Source organism: Pandoraea fibrosis (assembly GCF_000807775.2).
Lineage (GTDB): Bacteria > Pseudomonadota > Gammaproteobacteria > Burkholderiales > Burkholderiaceae > Pandoraea > Pandoraea fibrosis.
On the sequence record NZ_CP047385.1, the window covers coordinates 1,103,253 to 1,120,822 of the forward strand.

The 17,570-nt window shown below is 59.8% G+C and carries 11 protein-coding genes and 4 tRNA genes; 14 read left to right on the plus strand and 1 reads right to left on the minus strand.

Features of this window, described 5'->3' with window-relative positions; all coding sequences use genetic code 11:
* The first annotated feature begins 469 nt into the window (after nt 1–469).
* The 14 genes from PI93_RS04850 to rpoC all read left to right on the plus strand — a co-directional run bounded on the left by PI93_RS04850 (nt 470) and on the right by rpoC (nt 15,102).
* Complete coding sequence (locus PI93_RS04850) at nt 470–829, plus strand: hypothetical protein (RefSeq protein ID WP_144400521.1); 360 nt, start codon at nt 470–472, stop codon at nt 827–829.
* Between the two features lie 193 nt (nt 830–1,022).
* Nucleotides 1,023–1,108, plus strand: a tRNA-Tyr gene (locus tag PI93_RS04855).
* Between the two features lie 74 nt (nt 1,109–1,182).
* Nucleotides 1,183–1,256: transfer RNA gene (locus PI93_RS04860), tRNA-Gly, on the plus strand.
* Nucleotides 1,257–1,291: 35 nt separating this feature from the next.
* Nucleotides 1,292–1,366: transfer RNA gene (locus PI93_RS04865), tRNA-Thr, on the plus strand.
* 73 nt (nt 1,367–1,439) lie between these two features.
* A complete protein-coding gene (tuf, locus tag PI93_RS04870) occupies nt 1,440–2,630 on the plus strand; it encodes an elongation factor Tu (RefSeq protein WP_039374987.1) in 1,191 nt (396 codons plus the stop codon).
* Nucleotides 2,631–2,694: 64 nt separating this feature from the next.
* Nucleotides 2,695–2,770: transfer RNA gene (locus PI93_RS04875), tRNA-Trp, on the plus strand.
* A 22-nt stretch (nt 2,771–2,792) separates the two neighbouring features.
* On the plus strand, nt 2,793–3,173 hold the full coding sequence (secE, locus tag PI93_RS04880; RefSeq protein WP_039374985.1) for a preprotein translocase subunit SecE: 381 nt from the start codon (nt 2,793–2,795) through the stop codon (nt 3,171–3,173).
* 1 nt (nt 3,174) lies between these two features.
* On the plus strand, nt 3,175–3,732 hold the full coding sequence (nusG, locus tag PI93_RS04885; protein WP_039374983.1) for a transcription termination/antitermination protein NusG: 558 nt from the start codon (nt 3,175–3,177) through the stop codon (nt 3,730–3,732).
* Nucleotides 3,733–3,876: 144 nt separating this feature from the next.
* Nucleotides 3,877–4,308: a 50S ribosomal protein L11 gene (gene rplK, locus PI93_RS04890; RefSeq protein WP_010804164.1), complete on the plus strand. Its 432-nt coding sequence runs from the start codon at nt 3,877–3,879 to the stop codon at nt 4,306–4,308.
* Nucleotides 4,308–4,985, plus strand: a complete 678-nt coding sequence (gene rplA / locus PI93_RS04895) for a 50S ribosomal protein L1 (RefSeq protein WP_039374982.1) — start codon at nt 4,308–4,310, stop codon at nt 4,983–4,985. The genes rplK and rplA overlap by 1 nt, the downstream gene beginning before the upstream one ends.
* 341 nt (nt 4,986–5,326) lie before the next feature.
* Complete coding sequence (gene rplJ, locus PI93_RS04900; protein WP_010804162.1) at nt 5,327–5,824, plus strand: 50S ribosomal protein L10; 498 nt, start codon at nt 5,327–5,329, stop codon at nt 5,822–5,824.
* A 60-nt stretch (nt 5,825–5,884) separates the two neighbouring features.
* Entirely contained in the window at nt 5,885–6,262 is a 378-nt protein-coding gene (gene rplL, locus PI93_RS04905; protein WP_039374980.1) for a 50S ribosomal protein L7/L12, read from the plus strand.
* Between the two features lie 495 nt (nt 6,263–6,757).
* Nucleotides 6,758–10,864 carry a DNA-directed RNA polymerase subunit beta gene (gene rpoB / locus PI93_RS04910; protein ID WP_039374978.1) on the plus strand — a complete coding sequence of 1,369 codons (4,107 nt, stop codon included), beginning with the start codon at nt 6,758–6,760 and terminating at the stop codon, nt 10,862–10,864.
* 26 nt (nt 10,865–10,890) lie between these two features.
* Nucleotides 10,891–15,102 carry a DNA-directed RNA polymerase subunit beta' gene (gene rpoC, locus PI93_RS04915; RefSeq protein WP_039374977.1) on the plus strand — a complete coding sequence of 1,404 codons (4,212 nt, stop codon included), beginning with the start codon at nt 10,891–10,893 and terminating at the stop codon, nt 15,100–15,102.
* Between the two features lie 224 nt (nt 15,103–15,326).
* Here rpoC and PI93_RS04920 read toward each other — a convergent pair whose 3' ends face one another.
* Nucleotides 15,327–17,528 carry a TonB-dependent receptor family protein gene (locus PI93_RS04920; RefSeq protein ID WP_080759475.1) on the minus strand — a complete coding sequence of 734 codons (2,202 nt, stop codon included), beginning with the start codon at nt 17,526–17,528 and terminating at the stop codon, nt 15,327–15,329.
* Nucleotides 17,529–17,570: the final 42 nt, after the last annotated feature.

The window sequence follows — 17,570 nt, forward strand, 5'->3', positions numbered from 1 at the left end:
CAACGCGTAGCAAGGGGTTTTTGCTTTGTGTGATCGCTTTATCCTGTGACTTGCGGGGTGGTTCAAGCGCCGGGCAAGCGGGCTGGTCTTGGTGCTTTGGAATGCCCTGCGATGCTGGTAGCAGTTGTTCGTTGCAGAGCGAAAGCTTCCGCCTGTAATCGTCATTTCCGTCGGGCTCACATTTCCGCACAACAGGCGGGCGTCGGCGTTCGTTTCCGCGGCTTCGGTGCGGCGCATGAGAAGGCCTGCCTACCCGGTGTGATGCCTCCACACGCCTGAGGATGTACGCCAATCATCTGACGCTCGGAGGGGTTGAGTGCTACGCCTGTCATTACCGGATCTGGCAAGACCCTAGTGCGCTCCAATGACCGCATCTGGCCTGTCTTGGAGACGATATGGGACTGACGTTCGATTTCTCCCGGAGGCTGACGGCGGCACCGAACGTCTCAACGCTTTGGGGGGTATGTGCATGAAAGACGCCGGCTCCGCAGGGCGTTACCAGGTCACCGAGCTGCTGGACGGTGGAGTGCTGAATGATCGCCGCAAACAGCCCGGAGACGCGCAGGCTTATCTCATCCGTCGTGATGCGGCGTTGACGCCTTTGGCTTACGGCAAACGCATGATTCAACCGGTTGATGGCGTGCTTAACTGCAACTGGGAGCGCGGCATCCGGATGATCTCCATGGCAGCGGATATTGTGGTTGATTGCTGCGATGACCTGGGAGCGACCATTGCCAGTCGCCCGAAAGCCACGCGAAGCATCTCGCAAAAGCTCGGGCGGGAATTCCATAACGCACGAGACAGCCTGAGCCGGTACGTCGACGCCTGATGCCGCCGGATATTGATGTCAACGTGCCGTTGGGAATGATCGAGATCCGGCCCTGATTCACATATTCAAGCAAATCAAAGACTTGCCGCATATAGTGAAAATCCGCAGAGCATCAGGCACAAAAACTGCGTATTTAATGCATGGAAGGTGTTGACAAGGCCGGGGGACATCTCCATAATTGCAAATTCTCTGCGGAGGGGTGCCCGAGTGGCTAAAGGGGGCAGACTGTAAATCTGTTGGCTTACGCCTACGTTGGTTCGAATCCAACCTCCTCCACCAGAATGCGGAAGTAATGAGCGTCGGAAACCTCGGTCTCCGGCGCTTGTTACGAAGAAGCGAGAGTCGGAATCCAAGCGGGTGTAGCTCAATGGTAGAGCAGAAGCCTTCCAAGCTTATGACGAGGGTTCGATTCCCTTCACCCGCTCCAGGTGACGCGCAGAAGCAGTAGAAGTAACAGGATTCGCCCATGTGGCTCAGTGGTAGAGCACTCCCTTGGTAAGGGAGAGGTCGGCAGTTCGATCCTGCCCATGGGCACCAAAAGATAGTGTGAAGCGCGGCAATCAACATGCCGAGCAACCTCGGCAATAGATAACCCCGTTAGGAGTCGAAAATGGCAAAGGAAAAGTTTCAGCGGACCAAGCCGCACGTAAACGTTGGCACCATCGGTCACGTTGACCATGGCAAGACGACCCTGACGGCCGCTATCGCAACGGTTCTGTCGTCGAAGTTCGGCGGCGAAGCCAAGAACTACGCTGACATCGACGCAGCGCCGGAAGAAAAGGCACGCGGTATTACCATCAACACCGCACACATCGAGTACGAAACGGCTAACCGCCACTACGCACACGTTGACTGCCCGGGCCACGCCGACTACGTCAAGAACATGATTACCGGTGCTGCCCAGATGGACGGCGCTATCCTGGTTTGCTCGGCTGCTGACGGCCCGATGCCGCAGACGCGTGAGCACATCCTGCTGGCTCGTCAGGTTGGCGTGCCGTACATCATCGTGTTCCTGAACAAGTGCGACATGGTCGACGACGCCGAGCTGCTCGAGCTGGTCGAAATGGAAGTTCGCGAACTCCTGTCGAAGTACGACTTCCCGGGCGACGATCTGCCGATCATCAAGGGTTCGGCCAAGCTGGCGCTGGAAGGCGACAAGGGCGAACTCGGCGAAGCCGCCATCATGCAATTGGCTGAAGCCCTCGACACGTACATCCCGACGCCGGAGCGTGCAGTCGACAAGGCATTCCTGATGCCGGTGGAAGACGTGTTCTCGATCTCGGGTCGCGGTACGGTTGTGACGGGTCGCGTTGAGTCGGGCGTGATCAAGGTCGGCGAAGAAATCGAAATCGTTGGCATCACGCCGACGGTCAAGACGATTTGCACGGGCGTTGAAATGTTCCGCAAGCTGCTCGACCAAGGTCAGGCAGGCGATAACGTCGGTATTCTGCTGCGCGGCACGAAGCGTGAAGAAGTCCAGCGTGGTCAGGTTCTGGCCAAGCCGGGTTCGATCACGCCGCACACGGACTTCACGGGCGAAGTGTACGTTCTGTCGAAGGATGAAGGTGGTCGTCACACCCCGTTCTTCAACAACTACCGTCCGCAGTTCTACTTCCGCACGACGGACGTGACGGGCTCGATCACCCTGCCGGAAGGCAAGGAAATGGTCATGCCGGGCGATAACGTTTCGATCACCGTCAAGCTGATCGCTCCGATCGCCATGACGGAAGGTCTGCGTTTCGCAATCCGCGAAGGTGGCCGTACTGTCGGCGCCGGCGTGGTTGCAAAGATCTTAGCTTAAGCCGGTACCTTAACGGTCCGCGCTTACGGGGTCAGCTTTTGGCGGCTGGCCCCTCTGCTGTTTTAGGGGTATAGCTCAACTGGCAGAGCGTCGGTCTCCAAAACCGAAGGTTGGGGGTTCGATTCCCTCTGCCCCTGCCAAACAACTGTCTGCAAGCTGGAAATGGCGAATTCTCCCGTAGAAACTGTGCGTACGACTGGCGACAAGCTGCTGCTGGCACTGGCCGCAGTGCTGGTGATTGCTGGCGTCGTGGCGTTCTACGCGTTGGAGCAACAGGCACTGTACGTGCGTGTCGCTGCCATCGTCGTCGTTCTGGCCATCGCAGCAGGTGTTGCATTGGCATCGCAAACCGGCAAAGGCTTCCTGGCTTTTGCCAAGGATGCGTATCGGGAAGTGGGTAAGGTCGTTTGGCCGACCCGTAAAGAGGCCGCTCAAACGACCGCGATTGTCTTCGCGTTCGTCATCGTCATGGCGTTGTATCTGTGGATCAGCGATAAGACGATTGAATGGGCAGTGTTCTCTTTGATTCTTGGCTGGAAGTGATATGTCTGATACCGGGGCTGCACCGAGTAAGAAGCGCTGGTACGTCGTTCATGCTTATTCCGGCATGGAAAAGAGCGTAGCCAAAGCGCTTCGCGAGCGCATTGCGCGCGCTGGCATGGAAGACTACTTCGGCGAAATTCTCGTTCCGACCGAAGAAGTTGTTGAAACAAAAGGTGGCCACAAGTCGGTCACCGAGCGTCGTTTCTTCCCCGGCTATGTGCTGTGTGAGATGGAAATGACGGACGACACGTGGCACTTGGTGAAGAATACCGCCAAGGTCACCGGCTTCGTCGGCGGTACGGGCAATCGTCCGATTCCGATCCGACAGGCCGAGGTCGACAAGATCATGTCGCAAATCAAGGACGGGGTGGAAAAGCCGCGTCCCAAGACGTTGTTCGAGGTGGGCGAGTTGGTTCGAGTCAAGGATGGTCCTTTCACGGACTTCAACGGCTCGGTGGAAGAAGTGAACTACGAAAAATCTCGCCTCCGTGTTTCCGTCACCATTTTCGGACGGGCGACTCCGGTAGAACTGGAGTTCGGACAAGTCGAAAAGATCTAAGAATAAAATGCGCCGGCGCGACGTCCGGCGCGTTTTTGCGTTGGTGACAGCCGTCGCCGAGGAGCGCCAGTAGCCGGATTTCCGGTGAAAACGCGCTATGACTCAACCCCGAATATGCGCCACATATTCGTTCCGGAGTAAACCATGGCAAAGAAAATCATCGGCTTTATCAAGCTGCAGATTCCTGCAGGTAAAGCCAATCCGTCGCCCCCCGTGGGCCCGGCACTGGGTCAACGCGGCCTGAACATCATGGAGTTCTGCAAGGCGTTCAACGCGCAAACGCAGAGCCTCGAGCCGGGTCTGCCGATTCCGGTGGTGATCACCGCATTTGCAGACAAGAGCTTCACGTTCGTCCTGAAGACCCCGCCGGCAACGGTGCTGATCAAGAAGGCTGCCAACCTGCAAAAGGGTTCGAGCAAGCCGCACACCGACAAGGTGGGCAAGATCACCCGCGCACAAGCGGAAGAAATCGCGAAGACCAAGATGCCTGACCTTACCGCCTCCGATCTGGACGCTGCGGTTCGCACCATCGCTGGCAGCGCACGTTCGATGGGCATCACGGTGGAGGGTCTGTAATGGCTAAGATCTCTAAGCGTCAACAAGCACTGGCCGCCAAGGTCGACCGCAACAAGCTGTACCCGGTCGGCGATGCTCTGGCCCTGGTCAAGGAATGCGCAAGCGCCAAGTTCGACGAGTCGATCGACGTCGCCGTGCAACTGGGCGTGGATGCGAAGAAGTCGGACCAAGTGGTTCGTGGTTCGGTCGTTCTGCCGGCAGGTACCGGCAAGTCGGTTCGCGTGGCCGTTTTCGCCCAAGGCGAAAAGGCTGAGCAAGCCAAGGCTGCCGGCGCTGAAATCGTTGGCATGGAAGACCTGGCCGAGCAGATCAAGGCCGGCAACATGGACTTCGATATCGTGATCGCTTCGCCGGACACGATGCGTATCGTCGGTACGCTGGGCCAGATCCTCGGCCCGCGCGGCCTGATGCCGAACCCGAAGGTTGGCACGGTGACCCCGGACGTTGCCACGGCTGTGAAGAACGCCAAGGCAGGTCAGGTGCAGTTCCGCGTTGACAAGGGCGGCATCATTCACGCCACGATCGGTCGCGCATCGTTCGAACCGGCAGCGCTGCAGAAGAACCTGTCGGCCCTGTTGGAAGCCCTGACGAAGGCCAAGCCGGCTTCGAGCAAGGGTGTCTACCTGCGCAAGATCGCCCTGTCGAGCACGATGGGCGTTGGCGTGCGTGTGGACTAGGCTAGCCTGGCTGCCTAAGTGAGACAGTATCGCAATCGCAGGGTGATGGCGTCCCCTGCGATGGCCGAGATCCTCGAGATCGAAAGCCAGTAGCAAAAGACTTTGGGCGGAAGCGAGTTCTTCGGAAAGCGCTTCCGGTTATCAAAGACCGTTGGCGGGAATGGGCACTCACTGACGCTCCCTTAATACGCCAGCCAACGCAGATGGCGAACCCGAACAAGTTTTGCAGTCACACCGTCGCACGCGGGCAACCGGGCGCGAGGGTTGAAACTCCAGACATGTCGGTAAGCCGTTAGTGGAACGGCGTCACCATGAGGTGATGTCAATTTTGGAGGTTAACCGTGGCACTTAATCTTGATGATAAGAAGGCCGTCGTGGCAGAAGTATCGGCGCAAGTCGCCGGCGCTTCGACCATCGTTGTGGCTGAATATCGCGGAATCACGGTTGGCGATCTGACGAAGCTTCGCGCCAATGCGCGTCAGCAAGGCGTCTACCTGCGCGTTCTGAAGAACACGCTGGCACGCCGCGCGGTGGAAAACACCCCGTTTGCTGACCTGGCTGAGCAGATGACCGGTCCTCTGATCTACGGTATCTCGACGGATCCCGTAGCCGCTGCGAAAGTCTTGAACGACTTTTCGAAGGGCAACGACAAGTTGATCTTGAAGGCCGGCTCGTACGACGGCAAGGTGATGGACAAGGCAGGCGTGCAAGCGCTGGCCTCGATCCCGAGCCGCGACGAACTGCTCGCGAAGTTGCTGGGTGTCATGCAAGCGCCGGTTTCCGGCTTTGCTCGCGTCCTGGCTGCCGTGGCCGAGAAGAAGCAAGCGGAAGCTGCTTAATTCTCGACCCGGTTACACGATCGCTGACTTCGGTCCGAACACAATCTAGGAGTTTTACAAATGGCAATCACGAAAGACGAAATCATCGAAGCCGTAGGCGCGATGTCGGTTATGGAACTGAACGACCTGGTCAAGGCGTTCGAAGAGAAGTTCGGCGTGTCGGCTGCTGCCCTGGCAGTTGCTGGCCCGGCAGGTGCTGGCGGCGGTGCTGCTGCTGCTGAAGAGCAAACCGAATTCAACGTCGTTCTGGCAGAAGTCGGCGCGAACAAGGTCGGCGTTATTAAGGCCGTCCGCGAAATCACCGGCCTGGGCCTGAAGGAAGCCAAGGATCTGGTTGATGGCGCTCCGAAGGCTGTTAAGGAAGGCGTCGACAAGGCTGCTGCTGAAGAAGCCAAGAAGAAGCTGGAAGAAGCCGGCGCCAAGGTCGAAGTCAAGTAATTCGGCTCTGCGCGTAGGGAAGGCTGGCGACGAAAAGTCGTCAGCCTTTTTGTGCTTTCAGGAGATGCAAATCCCACAAGGGGCGTGCGGAAATCGAAAGTCGGCGCGAAGCGGCGCCAAGTGGTTGAAAGCAAAATGATTTCGCCGAAGCCTGTGCCAGCCACGCTGTTTCAAACGCGTGTATCACCGGCAAGTTGAGCGAAAGGCGGTATCAGAGAAGTAGCGAAGGCGTATCGAAGAGGCCAAAGAAAAAATCGCGCGGGAATGAGCCGGCGGCGGTTTTCTCTTTGTCTTCTGAAGCGACTGCAGAAGGCAAGTTTGGTCGGGCGACGGGCAACACAGGCATCCGTCGCCGTCAGCCAGCGGTTGGTAGCGGCCAACCACCAAGCTCGTTGCTCTACGGCAAGCCCGCCGTGGAGGACGTCTGGTCTCAGTCGATGAACACCCGTTGGCGATGCCTGCCGTCGTCGTCAGCGTAGTGATTCGGAGATCGTAATGCACTATTCCTTCACCGAGAAGAAACGCATTCGCAAGAGTTTTGCGAAGCGTCCGACCGTGCACAAGGTGCCGTTTTTGCTGGCCACCCAGCTCGCCTCGTACACATCGTTCTTGCAAGCCGATGCGCTTGCATCGGAGCGGAAGCCGGAGGGTCTGCAAGCAGCCTTCTCCTCCATTTTCCCGATCGTTTCTCACAACGGGTTCGCACGCCTGGAGTTCGTCAGCTATCTGCTCGGTACCCCTGCGTTCGATGTCAAGGAATGTCAACAGCGCGGCCTGACCTTTTGCTCGGCCCTGCGCGCCAAGGTTCGTCTGGTGATTCTCGACAAGGAATCGCCGAACAAGCCGGTCGTCAAGGAAGTGAAGGAACAGGAAGTGTACATGGGCGAAATTCCGCTCATGACCTCGACGGGTTCCTTCGTCATCAATGGCACGGAACGTGTCATCGTCTCGCAGCTGCACCGTTCGCCGGGCGTGTTCTTCGAACACGACAAGGGCAAGACGCACAGCTCGGGCAAACTGCTTTTCTCCGCGCGTATCATCCCCTACCGCGGCTCGTGGCTGGACTTCGAATTCGATCCGAAGGACATCCTGTACTTCCGCGTTGACCGCCGTCGCAAGATGCCGGTCACGATCCTGCTCAAGGCCATCGGCCTGACGCCGGAACAGATCCTCGCGAACTTCTTCGTGTTCGACAACTTCAAGCTGATGCCGGAAGGCGCACAGATGGAGTTCGTGCCGGAGCGTCTGCGCGGTGAAGTTGCGCGTTTCGACATTACGGATCGCGAAGGCAAGGTCATCGTTCAGAAGGACAAGCGCGTCAACGCCAAGCACATCCGTGATCTGGAGAACGCCAACACCAAGTTCATCTCGGTGCCGGAAGACTACCTGCTCGGCCGCGTGCTCGCGAAGAACGTGATCGATGGCGATACCGGCGAAGTGATCGCCAACGCCAACGACGAAATCACCGAAAGCGTGCTGGTCAAGCTGCGCGAGTCGGGCGTGTCGGACATCCAGACGTTGTACACGAACGATCTGGACCAGGGTTCGTACATCTCGGCCACGCTGCGTATCGACGAAACCGCCGACCAAACGGCCGCGCGTATCGCGATCTACCGCATGATGCGCCCGGGCGAGCCGCCGACCGAAGATGCGGTCGAGGCACTGTTCAACCGTCTGTTCTACAGCGAAGAAGCTTACGACCTGTCGAAGGTGGGTCGTATGAAGTTCAACCGTCGTGTTGGCCGTGACGAAGTGCTCGGACCGATGACGCTGGAAGACGACGACATTCTCGCGACCATCAAGATCCTCGTGGATCTGCGTAACGGCCGTGGCGAAGTCGACGACATCGACCACCTGGGTAACCGTCGCGTGCGTTGTGTCGGCGAACTGGCCGAAAACCAGTTCCGCGCCGGTCTCGTGCGTGTCGAGCGCGCTGTGAAGGAACGTCTGGGTCAGGCCGAGTCGGAAAACCTGATGCCGCACGACCTGATCAACAGCAAGCCGATCTCGTCGGCCATTCGCGAGTTCTTCGGTTCGTCGCAGCTGTCGCAGTTTATGGACCAGACCAACCCGCTGTCGGAAATCACGCACAAGCGTCGTGTTTCCGCACTGGGCCCGGGCGGTCTGACGCGTGAGCGCGCCGGCTTTGAAGTTCGCGACGTGCACCCGACTCACTACGGTCGCGTGTGCCCGATTGAAACGCCGGAAGGTCCGAACATTGGTCTGATCAACTCGCTGGCGCTGTACGCCCGCCTGAACGAATACGGCTTCCTCGAGACGCCGTATCGCAAGGTGGTGGACGGCAAGGTTACCGACCAGATCGACTACTTGTCGGCGATTGAAGAAGGTCGTTACGTGATCGCTCAGGCGAACGCGTCGATCGGCGAAAACGGCGAACTGACCGATGAACTGGTCTCGTCGCGTGAAGCTGGCGAAACGCTGATGGTCACGCCGGACCGCATCCAGTACATGGACGTGGCACCGTCGCAGATCGTGTCGGTGGCAGCCTCGCTGATTCCGTTCCTCGAGCACGATGACGCGAACCGCGCGTTGATGGGTTCGAACATGCAGCGCCAGGCCGTGCCTTGCCTGCGTCCGGAAAAAGCGGTCGTCGGTACGGGTATCGAACGTACCGTGGCGGTTGACTCGGGTACGACCGTGCAGGCGTTCCGTGGCGGTGTGGTCGACTACGTCGATGCCGGCCGTGTGGTGATTCGCGTGAACGACGATGAAGCCGTTGCCGGTGAAGTCGGCGTGGACATCTACAACCTGATCAAGTACACGCGTTCGAACCAGAACACCAACATCAACCAGCGCCCGATCGTGGAAGTGGGCGACAAGGTGGCGCGCGGCGATGTGATCGCCGACGGCGCGTCGACCGATCTGGGTGAGCTGGCGCTGGGTCAGAACATGCTGATCGCGTTCATGCCGTGGAACGGCTACAACTTCGAGGATTCGATCCTGATCTCGGAGCGTGTCGTTGCGGAAGACCGTTACACGTCGATCCACATCGAAGAGCTGAATGTGGTCGCTCGCGACACGAAGCTCGGACCTGAGGAAATCACGCGCGACATCTCGAACCTGGCGGAAGTGCAACTGAGTCGCCTGGACGAGTCGGGCATCGTGTACATCGGCGCGGAAGTCGAAGCCGGTGACGTGATGGTGGGCAAGGTCACGCCGAAGGGCGAAACCCAGCTCACGCCGGAAGAAAAGCTGCTGCGCGCGATCTTCGGTGAGAAGGCGTCGGACGTGAAGGACACCTCGCTGCGCGTGCCCTCGGGCATGAGCGGTACGGTGATCGACGTGCAAGTGTTCACGCGTGAAGGCATTCAGCGCGACAAGCGTGCTCAACAGATCATCGACGATGAACTGAAGGGCTATCGCCTGGACCTGAACGACCAGCTGCGTATCGTGGAAGGCGATGCGTTCCAGCGTCTGGAGCGCTTCCTGGTGGGCAAGACGGCCAACGGCGGTCCGAAGAAGCTCGCCAAGGGCACCAAGATCACCAAGGAATACCTGGCCGATCTGGACCGTTACCACTGGTTCGACATTCGTCTGGCAGACGACGAAGGTGCGCAACAACTCGAGCAGATCAAGGAATCGATCGAGCAGAAGCGTCACTCGTTCGATCTGGCCTTCGAAGAGAAGCGCAAGAAGCTCACGCAAGGCGACGAACTGCCGCCGGGCGTGCTGAAGATGGTCAAGGTGTACCTGGCGGTCAAGCGTCGTCTGCAGCCGGGCGACAAGATGGCCGGCCGTCACGGTAACAAGGGCGTGGTCTCGAAGATCGTGCCGATCGAGGATATGCCGTACATGGCCGATGGCCGTCCGGCTGACATCGTGCTCAACCCGCTCGGCGTGCCGTCGCGGATGAACGTGGGTCAGATTCTCGAGTCGCACCTCGGCTGGGCAGCGAAGGGTCTGGGCTGGCGTATCGGCGAAATGCTGCAAGCGCACACCAAGGTCCAGGAAGTTCGCAAGTTCCTGACGAAGATCTACAACGAGAGCGGTCAGCAAGAAGATATCGACAGCCTGTCGGACGACGAAATCATGTCGCTGGCGCGCAACCTGCAGAACGGCGTGCCGTTCGCAACGCCGGTGTTCGACGGCGCGCATGAAGAGGAAATTCGTCGCATGCTGGATCTGGCATTCCCGGATCACATCGCGAAGGAACTCGGCATGACCAAGTCGAAGAACCAGGTCACGCTGTTCGACGGTCGTACCGGCGAAGCCTTTGAGCGTCCGGTCACGTGCGGCTTCATGCACATGCTCAAGCTGCACCACTTGGTCGACGACAAGATGCACGCGCGTTCGACCGGTCCGTACTCGCTGGTGACGCAACAGCCGTTGGGCGGTAAGGCTCAGTTCGGTGGTCAGCGCTTCGGTGAAATGGAAGTGTGGGCACTGGAAGCCTATGGCGCATCGTATGTGCTGCAGGAAATGCTGACCGTGAAGTCGGATGACGTGACGGGTCGTACGAAGGTGTACGAGAACCTCGTCAAGGGCGATCACGTGATCGATGCCGGCATGCCGGAATCGTTCAACGTGCTGGTCAAGGAAATCCGTTCGCTCGGTATCGATATCGACCTGGAGCGCGGTTAATCGCGTTCAGGCAACAGGAGAAAGCAATGAAAGCTTTGCTCGATCTATTCAAGCAAGTCCAGCAGGACGAACAGTTCGACGCGATCAAGATCGGTCTGGCTTCGCCGGACAAGATCCGCTCGTGGTCGTTCGGCGAAGTGAAAAAGCCGGAGACGATCAACTACCGGACTTTCAAGCCCGAGCGTGACGGTCTGTTCTGCGCAAAGATCTTCGGTCCGATCAAGGACTACGAATGCCTTTGCGGCAAGTACAAGCGCCTGAAGCACCGTGGCGTGATCTGCGAGAAGTGCGGCGTGGAAGTCACGCTGGCGAAGGTGCGTCGCGAACGCATGGGCCACATTGAGCTGGCCTCGCCGGTTGCGCACATCTGGTTCCTGAAGTCGCTCCCGTCGCGTCTGGGCATGGTGCTCGACATGACGCTGCGCGACATCGAACGCGTGCTGTACTTCGAAGCCTACGTGGTCCTCGAACCTGGCATGACGCCGCTCAAGCGTTGCCAGATCATGACGGAAGAGGATTACTACAACAAGGTCGAGGAATACGGCGACGAATTCCGTGCCGAGATGGGCGCGGAAGGCGTGCGCGAGCTGCTGCGCTCGATCGACATCGACCAGCAGGTCGAGCATCTGCGCGCCGAGCTGCAAGCCACGGGCTCGGAAGCCAAGATCAAGAAGTACGCCAAGCGCCTGAAGGTGCTCGAGGCTTTCCAACGCTCGGGCATCAAGCCCGAGTGGATGGTGCTCGAAGTGCTGCCGGTGCTCCCGCCTGAGCTGCGCCCGCTGGTGCCGCTCGACGGTGGCCGCTTCGCGACCTCGGATCTGAACGATCTGTATCGCCGCGTCATCAACCGTAACAACCGTCTGAAGCGTCTGCTCGAGCTCAAGGCCCCGGACATCATCGTGCGCAACGAAAAGCGCATGCTGCAAGAGTCCGTGGACTCGCTGCTCGACAACGGCCGTCGCGGTAAGGCGATGACCGGTGCGAACAAGCGTCCGCTCAAGTCGCTGGCCGACATGATCAAGGGCAAGAGCGGTCGTTTCCGTCAGAACTTGCTGGGTAAGCGCGTTGACTACTCGGGCCGTTCGGTGATTACCGTGGGCCCGACGCTCAAGCTGCATCAGTGCGGTCTGCCCAAGCTGATGGCGCTCGAACTCTTCAAGCCGTTCATCTTCCACAAGCTGGAAGTGATGGGCGTGGCCACGACCATCAAGGCCGCGAAGAAGGAAGTCGAGAACCAGACGGCGGTGGTGTGGGACATCCTCGAAGAGGTGATCCGCGAGCATCCGATCATGCTGAACCGCGCACCGACGCTGCACCGTCTGGGTATCCAGGCGTTTGAGCCGGTGCTGATCGAAGGCAAGGCAATTCAGCTTCACCCGCTGGTTTGCGCGGCATTCAACGCCGACTTCGACGGTGACCAGATGGCCGTTCACGTGCCGCTGTCGCTCGAAGCGCAGATGGAAGCGCGTACCCTGATGCTGGCCTCGAACAACGTGTTGTTCCCGGCTAACGGCGATCCGTCGATCGTGCCGTCGCAGGATATCGTGCTGGGTCTGTATTACGCGACGCGCGACAAGATCAACGGCCGCGGCGAAGGCCTGTCGTTCATCGACGTCTCGGAAGTGCTGCGTGCGTACGACAACAAGGAAGTCGAACTGGCTTCGCGTGTGAACGTGCGTATCACGGAGTACACGGTCGATCCGGAAACGGGCGAAAAGACGCCGAAGATCACGCTGTACCCGACGACTGTCGGCCGCGCGATTCTGTCGGAAATTCTGCCGCCGGGCCTGCCGTTCTCGGTGCTGAACAAGTCGCTCAAGAAGAAGGAAATCTCGAAGCTGATCAACACGGCGTTCCGCCGCTGCGGTCTGCGCGAGACGGTGATCTTCGTCGACAAGCTGATGCAGTCGGGCTTCCGCCTGGCAACGCGTGCCGGTATCTCGATCTGCGTCGACGACATGCTCGTGCCGACGAAGAAGGAAGAGCTGATCGGCGAAGCGTCGAAGAAGGTCAAGGAATACGACCGTCAGTACATGTCGGGTCTGGTCACGGCGCAAGAGCGTTACAACAACGTCGTGGACATTTGGGGTGCTACCGGTGACGCCGTGGGTAAGGCGATGATGGAGCAGCTCTCGAAGGAAAAGACGATCGATCGCGACGGTAACTCCGTGGATCAGGAGTCGTTCAACTCGATTTACATGATGGCCGACTCCGGTGCTCGCGGTTCGAGCGCCCAGATTCGCCAGCTCGCCGGTATGCGTGGCCTGATGGCCAAGCCGGACGGCTCGATTATCGAGACGCCGATTACCGCGAACTTCCGCGAAGGCCTGAACGTGTTGCAGTACTTCATCTCGACCCACGGTGCACGTAAGGGTCTGGCCGATACGGCACTGAAGACGGCAAACTCGGGTTACCTGACGCGTCGTCTGGTCGACGTGACGCAGGATTTGGTCGTGGTCGAAGACGATTGCGGCACGAGCAACGGCGTGGCGATGAAGGCGCTGGTCGAGGGCGGTGAAGTGGTCGAAGCCCTGCGTGACCGTATCCTGGGTCGCGTGGCAGTCGCCGACGTTGTGAATCCGGAAACGCAGGAAACGGTGTACGAGGCCGGCACGCTGCTGGACGAAGACGTCGTCGAAATGATCGAAACGCTGGGTATCGACGAAGTGCGCGTGCGCACGCCGTTGACCTGCGATACGCGCTATGGTCTGTGCGCAGCCTGCTATGGCCGCGATCTGGGTCGTGGCACGCGCGTGAACGTCGGCGAAGCCGTCGGCGTGATCGCCGCACAGTCGATCGGCGAACCGGGCACGCAGCTCACGATGCGTACGTTCCACATCGGTGGTGCAGCGTCGCGTGCGGCAGTGGCCTCGTCGATCGAAGCCAAGTCGAACGGTACGGTTCGCTTCTCGGCGACCATGCGTTACGTGACGAATGGCCGTGGCGAGCAGATCGCGATCTCGCGTTCGGGCGAAATCCTGATCACGGACGATCATGGCCGTGAGCGCGAGCGTCACAAGGTGCCGTATGGCGCCACGCTGCTGCATCTGGACGGCGCGCAGGTCAAGGCCGGCGCCCAACTGGGTACGTGGGACCCGCTGACGCGCCCGATCATTACCGAACACGGCGGTTTCGCCAAGTTCGAGAATGTCGAGGAAGGTGTCACGGTTGCCAAGCAGATCGACGATGTGACGGGTCTGTCCACGCTGGTCGTGATCGATCCGAAGCGTCGTGGTCCGGCGTCGAAGAATGTGCGTCCGCAGGTCAAGCTGCTCGACGAGAATGGTGTGGAAGTGAAGATCCCGGGGACCGATCACGCTGTGACGATCGGCTTCCAGGTGGGCGCACTGATCACCATCAAGGACGGTCAGCACGTTCCGGTGGGCGAAGTGCTTGCACGTATCCCGACCGAAGCGCAGAAGACCCGCGATATTACCGGGGGTCTGCCGCGTGTGGCCGAGCTGTTCGAAGCGCGTGCACCGAAGGACGCCGGCATTCTGGCCGAAGTCACGGGTACCACGTCGTTCGGTAAGGACACGAAGGGCAAGCAGCGTCTGGTCATTACCGATCTGGACGGCAACCAGCACGAATTCCTGATTCCGAAGGAAAAGCAGGTGCTGGTGCACGACGGTCAGGTGGTGAACAAGGGTGAAATGATCGTGGACGGCCCGGCCGACCCGCATGACATCCTGCGTTTGCAGGGTATCGAAGCGCTGGCACGTTACATCGTCGACGAAGTTCAGGACGTGTATCGCTTGCAGGGTGTGAAGATCAACGACAAGCACATCGAGGTGATCGTTCGCCAGATGCTGCGTCGTGTGCAGATCACCGACAACGGCGATTCGCGCTTCATCATCGGTGAACAGGTCGAACGTTCGGACATGCTTGACGAGAACGACGCCATGAACGCCGCGGACAAGCGTCCGGCGCAGTACGAAAACGTGTTGCTGGGTATTACGAAGGCGTCGCTGTCGACGGATTCGTTCATCTCGGCCGCATCGTTCCAGGAAACGACGCGCGTGTTGACCGAAGCCGCCATCATGGGCAAGAAGGACGACCTGCGTGGCCTGAAGGAAAACGTCATCGTCGGCCGTCTGATCCCGGCAGGTACGGGTCTGGCATATCACAAGGCCCGCAAGGCCCGTGAGATGTCGGATCGCGAGCGTCACGACCAGATCGCTCTGGAAGAGGCGTTTGCTCCGATGCCGAACTCGGTGGAAGAGCCTACGGCTGAGTAATCGGACTGGCGGCGCTGGCGAATGCGGGCGCTGCCGATCTGAAAACAACGTCGTAATAGAAACGGCACCCTTTGCGGGGTGCCGTTTTTTTTTGTCCCAACCGTGCGAGAGGTTGCCGACGTGCAAATGCCTCGCGGGAAACGGCGGGAAACGAAAAGCCCCGCCGTCGAATCGAGGGCGGGGCTGGGGGCGGCGACGGGCGCCGGTGACTTGTCAGGTGTCGCTCAGAATCCGAAGTGACCCTGAACATAGACCATGCGCGGTGCACCGACCATGATGCCGCCGTTCTGGTCGGTATTGCGCGTGTAGAAGCGCTTGTCGAACACGTTGTTCACGCCTACGGTGACATCGGCGTTCTTGTAGAACGGCAGTTTGTACATCGCCTGCAGATTCCACACACGGTAGCCCGGCACCCTGCCGTTCGTCCCGTCAGCCGACGCCGCTTCAGTGTTCGCCAGATCCGAGTACTGCGAACTCTGGTGCGTCGTCGATACGTTGAACGTCCATTGACTGATCGTGTAACGCGCGCCGAGCGTGTCGGTAAAGCGTGAGTAGAACGGCACGTCGAGGCCGGCCGTCGTGCCCGACTTCTGGATCGCGCGCACGTAAGTGAAGTTCGCGTACAGGTTCAGACCGCGCAATACGCTGTCGCGATCGAAGGTGTAGTCGAGCGCGGTCTCGATGCCGTCGTGGTTCGTCGCGCCAATATTCTGGAACGTCGCCGGGCTGACGTTCGGCACTTGCAGAATCTGATTGTCGAACTTCATCTTGAATGCCGTCAGCTCGGCCTTCCAGCGATTGTCCGTCCAACGTGTACCGATTTCATACGTGCGCGCCACTTCCGGCTGCAGCGGATTCGACGCGGACATCGAGTTCAACTGCGTGTTCTGCACCGGGCCGAACGACGTGCTGTAGTCCGCGAAAATCGTCCACGCGCTGTTCACCAGATACGACAGGTTCACCGACGGCAGCGGCTTGTTGTTGTCGGTGCGATACGTGTTGCCCGACGCCTTGTCGACGCGCTGCGAGGCGATCATTTCGTAACGCACGCCCGGCGTGAGGCGCCAGTTGCCCCATGCCATGCGGTCGTCGATATAGAACGCGTTCGCCGAGGTGTAGTTGTAGAACGTGGTCGTGGCGGACGTGGCGCCGTTGGCAACGTTCACGTTGAAGTTGTTGTCGTCGCCACGCTCGCGGATAAAGCGATATCCAACCGTCACATCATGCGCCGTCGGTCCGAAAAGCAGACGCTGCGTGTAGCGCGGCTCAATGCCGAACGTCTGATAGTTGCGGGGCTGGTGAACGCTCACGAGCGGCAATACCGACAGATTGGTCAGCGTGCTCTGACGGTAGCTCTCGTTGTAGAACGTGCGGATCTCGAATTCCTGCGTCTCCGAGATCGTGTTCAGGTAGCCGAAGTCGAGGCCCGTGCGGTTACCGCTCCAGTAGTCGTTCGGGCGGGTGTTCTGGAATGGATCGGCGTTGTATTGCGCCGTGGTCAGACCGCCGGGTGTCTTCGACTTGGCGTCGTAGTACGAGACCTTGCCGTAGACCTGCTGGCTCGGCGTGATGTCGTAGCGCCACTTCAACGCCAGATCGTTGACGTTTTCGTCGCTGCCCTTGCGCCAGTCGCGACCGACCATGCCCGAGTACAGCAGCGCGAAACCCAGACCGTTATCCATCTGCGTGCCGAGGAACAGGCCATATTGCGTGTTCGTGCCTCCACCGGTGGTGTAGATGTTCTGACGCACGGTGGCGTCGCCGGTCAGGCCCGGTGTATTCGGAATCGAACGTGTCTTGAAGTTGATCACGCCGCCAACGTTCTGCGGGCCGTAGCGAACCGCACCGCCGCTGCGCACCACGTCGATGCTCTCGATGTTGAAGAGGCTGACCGGCGCGAACGACAACTGCGGCTGACCATACGGCGCCACGGCGAGCGGAATGCCATCGAGCAGCACCGTCGAGCGCGGGCTGAAACGGCCCGCAAGCCCGCGCACACCGATGTTCAGGGAGATGGCGCTACCCGCGCTGCTGGAGTTGTCGGTGGCCTGTACGCCCGGCACACGGCGCAGCACGTCGCCGATGCTTGCCGCGCCCGACGCGTCGATCTGATCCTTCTTCACCACCGTGCGTGCGCCCGGGAATGTCTTTGCACTGTTGTCCAGCCCCGTGCCGAGCCAGTCGCCCGACACGTTGACCGCGCCGAGTTCGACGTCCGCCTTGGCGTCTGCGGCCGAGGTGGACGAACCTGCCTGCTGGGCATGCGCGCTACCGAGCGTTGCCACGAGCAACGCGGCGGCGCAGGCCGTGGCGCGTGGCAGACCGAGATGGGCGGCGAAGCGATGGGCACGGTTGAGGCGGGCGGTGCTAACGGTGCCGACGGCATGGGCTGCCGCGTGGGCACGGCGACTGACGGACATCTTCATCTTGATTGACCTTCGTGACTGCGAGCGTGTGACGAGCGTGGC

What these genes read in the sequence shown, in the direction of transcription:
- tuf (WP_039374987.1), top strand. Translation starts at nt 1,440, where the DNA reads ATGGCAAAGGAAAAGTTTCAGCGGACCAAGCCGCACGTAAACGTTGGC.
- rplK (WP_010804164.1), top strand. Translation starts at nt 3,877, where the DNA reads ATGGCAAAGAAAATCATCGGCTTTATCAAGCTGCAGATTCCTGCAGGT.
- nusG (WP_039374983.1), top strand. Translation starts at nt 3,175, where the DNA reads ATGTCTGATACCGGGGCTGCACCGAGTAAGAAGCGCTGGTACGTCGTT.
- PI93_RS04920 (WP_080759475.1), bottom strand. Translation starts at nt 17,528, where the DNA reads ATGAAGATGTCCGTCAGTCGCCGTGCCCACGCGGCAGCCCATGCCGTC.
- rplA (WP_039374982.1), top strand. Translation starts at nt 4,308, where the DNA reads ATGGCTAAGATCTCTAAGCGTCAACAAGCACTGGCCGCCAAGGTCGAC.
- rpoC (WP_039374977.1), top strand. Translation starts at nt 10,891, where the DNA reads ATGAAAGCTTTGCTCGATCTATTCAAGCAAGTCCAGCAGGACGAACAG.
- rpoB (WP_039374978.1), top strand. Translation starts at nt 6,758, where the DNA reads ATGCACTATTCCTTCACCGAGAAGAAACGCATTCGCAAGAGTTTTGCG.
- secE (WP_039374985.1), top strand. Translation starts at nt 2,793, where the DNA reads ATGGCGAATTCTCCCGTAGAAACTGTGCGTACGACTGGCGACAAGCTG.
- PI93_RS04850 (WP_144400521.1), top strand. Translation starts at nt 470, where the DNA reads ATGAAAGACGCCGGCTCCGCAGGGCGTTACCAGGTCACCGAGCTGCTG.
- rplL (WP_039374980.1), top strand. Translation starts at nt 5,885, where the DNA reads ATGGCAATCACGAAAGACGAAATCATCGAAGCCGTAGGCGCGATGTCG.